This is a genomic window from Chthoniobacterales bacterium (genome assembly GCA_036569045.1).
GTDB lineage: Bacteria > Verrucomicrobiota > Verrucomicrobiia > Chthoniobacterales > JAATET01 > JAATET01.
On the sequence record DATCRI010000091.1, the window covers coordinates 1 to 3,089 of the forward strand.

General features: G+C 64.8%; 2 protein-coding genes. Both read right to left on the reverse strand.

The window, feature by feature from the left end; translation table 11 throughout:
• The coding region (galB, locus tag VIM61_16695) for a beta-galactosidase GalB (protein ID HEY8902050.1) at window positions 1-2,314 on the reverse strand (2,314 nt) is incomplete at its 3' end.
• Window positions 2,311-3,089 (reverse strand): putative Ig domain-containing protein (locus tag VIM61_16700; GenBank protein HEY8902051.1); only part of this gene is annotated, 779 nt, incomplete at its 5' end. The genes galB and VIM61_16700, both read right to left, overlap by 4 nt.

Below are 3,089 nucleotides of genomic sequence, written 5' to 3' on the forward strand. Positions count from 1 at the left end.
GCGAGGCTTCCGCCCAACGCTGGCCGTTCTTGTATGCCACTACGCGGAGTTCGCCGGGCTCGTATTTCACCTCATCCCACCGCAGCCGAAACTCGCCGGGGCGTTTGGCTTTCCGGCCGAGCGACCGGCCGTTGAGAAAAAGTTCGGCCTCATCACCGGAAGTATAGATGTGCACGGGCGTGACCTTGCCGACTCGCTCCGGCCACGTCCAATGCGGCAGAATGTGCGCCATCGGACGCTCGGGCCGCCAGCGCGACTGGTAGAGGTAATAACGGTCCTTCGGAAAGCCGGCCAGGTCGACGATGCCGAAATAGGAGCTGCGCGCGGGCACGCTGATTTTCCCCAGCTCGGCCAACTGCCTGGCCATGACGGCTGCCTCCGCGGGGTCGGAGAAGTTCAAGAGGTTGGTCGCGTCGTCATTGTAGGGCGTCGGCTCGCCCAGGTAATCGAAGCCGGTCCAGACGAACTCGCCGGCATAGCCAGTCACGGCGTCGCCCGCGCGCCACTCGTCCTCCGGCGTCGTGGCCCAGGGAGCGGCGAAAAGGTCATAGGAGCTGACTTGGAAGTTGGAGCGCGCGACGGGGTCGGTCTTTACGTCGCTGACGGGAAAGAAGTATTCGCCGCGCGAGCTGATGGTGGAGGCGGTTTCGCTCCCGTAGAGCGGGATCGAGGGGAATGTCTCGCGGAACGGCGCGTAGCGCTCGATGCGGTAGTTGTAGCCCATCGCATCGAGCACATTCTGGTGGCCGTTGAAACCGCATTCGCCCTCGTTGAAGGCGCCCGTGATGAAGCGCGTGCGATCTTCCTCGCGCGCGATGCCGGCGAGGTGGGCACCGAGCTTCCAACCGAGCGGGCCATCGTCGCGCCATTGTTCGATCACTTCATTGCCGATGCTCCACATGATGACGCTCGGATGATTGCGGTCGCGACGGATGAGCGCGCGCAGGTCGGCCTCGTGCCAGTCGCGAAAGAGACGGTGGTAGTCGTTGTGATTTTTGCCCTTCACCCAGCAGTCGAAGGCTTCATCAACCACCAGAAAGCCGAGGCGGTCGCAGGCGTCGAGCAGCTCGGGGGCGGGCGGGTTATGGGACGTGCGGATGGCGTTGCATCCCATCGCGCGAAGAATCTCGAGCTGCCGTTCGATCGCGCGCGAGTTGATGGCGGTGCCGAGCGCGCCGAGGTCGTGGTGCAGGCACACGCCTTGGAGGCGAAGGGGTTCGCCGTTCAGCACGAATCCCCGCGTGCCATCGAACGCGATGGAGCGGATGCCGAAGAGCGTCTCGATGCGGTCGATGATCTGGCCGCCACGGCGCAATGTCGTGACCGCAACGTAGCGCTGTGGTTGCTTGACGCTCCAGAGCTGCGGCTTGGCCACGATAATCTCGGCCGTGGCCTGGCGGTCGCGGCCCGAGGGAATGCGGAAATCATAGGGTTTGCTGATGGCAACCGGCGCCTCGCTCCGATGACCCGCAGCATCGAGCGTGTAGAGCTCGTGGCGAAGCGTGAGCTCGACGGCGGACGCGGTCGGGTTTTCCGTGAGCACCTGGATCGAGACGATGGCCGACTCCGCGCTCACCTGCGGGGTGGTGACGAACACTCCCCACGGGGCGACGCGGATCAGGCTGGTCTTGGTGAGCCAGACGTTGCGATAGAGACCGGAGCCGGGATACCAGCGCGAAGATTCGGAAAAATTCTGGAGGCGAATCGCGAGGACGTTTTTTCCGCCGACGCGAACATACGGGGTGAGTTCGAGTTGAAATGACGTGTAGCCGCTCGGCCAGCCGCCGACGAACTGGCCGTTCAGCCACACCATCGAGTTAGCCATCGCGCCGTCGAGCTCGAGCGTCACGCGACGGCCTGCGTCGCTGGCCGGCAGCTCGAAGGCCTTTCGATACCAGCCGGTGCCGGCCCAAGGGAGCTTGCCGGTGCCGCCGGGAAGGTCCTGGCGAAAGGGTCCTTCGATGCCCCAATCGTGCGGCAGGTCGAGGGCGCGCCAGCCGGAATCGTCGCAGGCCGGATCCACATACGCGATGTCGCTGCCGGGGTTGCCCTCGGGTCGTGCCGGACGTTCCGCGATCCCGCTGAGGAACGACGCAGCACTCGGCAGCAACCACGGTTTGATGGCATCGTAATCGATGTGCGGCGCCATCCGCATGGGATCGTCGTGCGTGAAGCGCCAGCCGGAGTTGAACGAAATGCGTTCCCGCGGCGGATTCCCGGAATCCTCGGCTGCTTCAATGGCCGGGGTGAAGAAGCATGCCACTCCGGCAAACACCGGCAACGTGACAAGAAGGCGGGCGAATCGGATGCTCATAAGGAAGAGGTAGGGTCTTCAATGCGTTCGCCGACGATGCGCAGTTCCGCGATTTCGAAAATGCCATAGGCTTCGGCGGGCATGAAGAAGCGCAGATAGCGGTAGGCTCTTGTCCGCTCCTCTTCCTTGACCGCGAGGGTCTGCATGTCGGGCGATCTGACGGCCTTGTTTTTCGTCAACAGCGTCCACTGTTTGCCGTCATTCGATCCGAACACGACGGCGTCCGCCACTCGCACGGGAAAACCATCGCGCGCCTGGACGCGAAACGCTTCCGCCCTCACCTTGAAGCGCCCGCCGAAATCCATCGTGATGTTTTTATCCGCGCCCCAAAGGCCGCCGAACGTCAGCGGATCGTTGTCGGCCATCTTGGCGACACCGTGTTCCGGACTGCTCGACGCCACGCGGTAGTCCAGGGTGCCGTCGGGCAGACGTGGCGTCAGGCGTTCCAATCCGTCCGCGGCGCGCTGCAGCGCCGCCAAGTCGCGGGATGCCAGCGCCGCCTTGAACGCCTGTTCGGTCGCCGACATGTAGTGCTGCGCCGGATCGTAGGCGCGGGCCACGGCGTCGAGCGCCGCCTGCAGGTCGCGGGCCACGTGAATGTCCATGCGCAGGGTCCGCATCGTGCCGCCGTCGCGCGCGGTGACATAAAGCGCATGCTCGCCCTCCTGTCCCGGAGCGGGGGTCCAGGAAAAGGCGCCGGTCGCCGGATCGAAGGCCGCGCCGGCGGGAAGATTCAGCGCGCCGTAGGTCACAGAGGTCGAACCACCCGCAACGG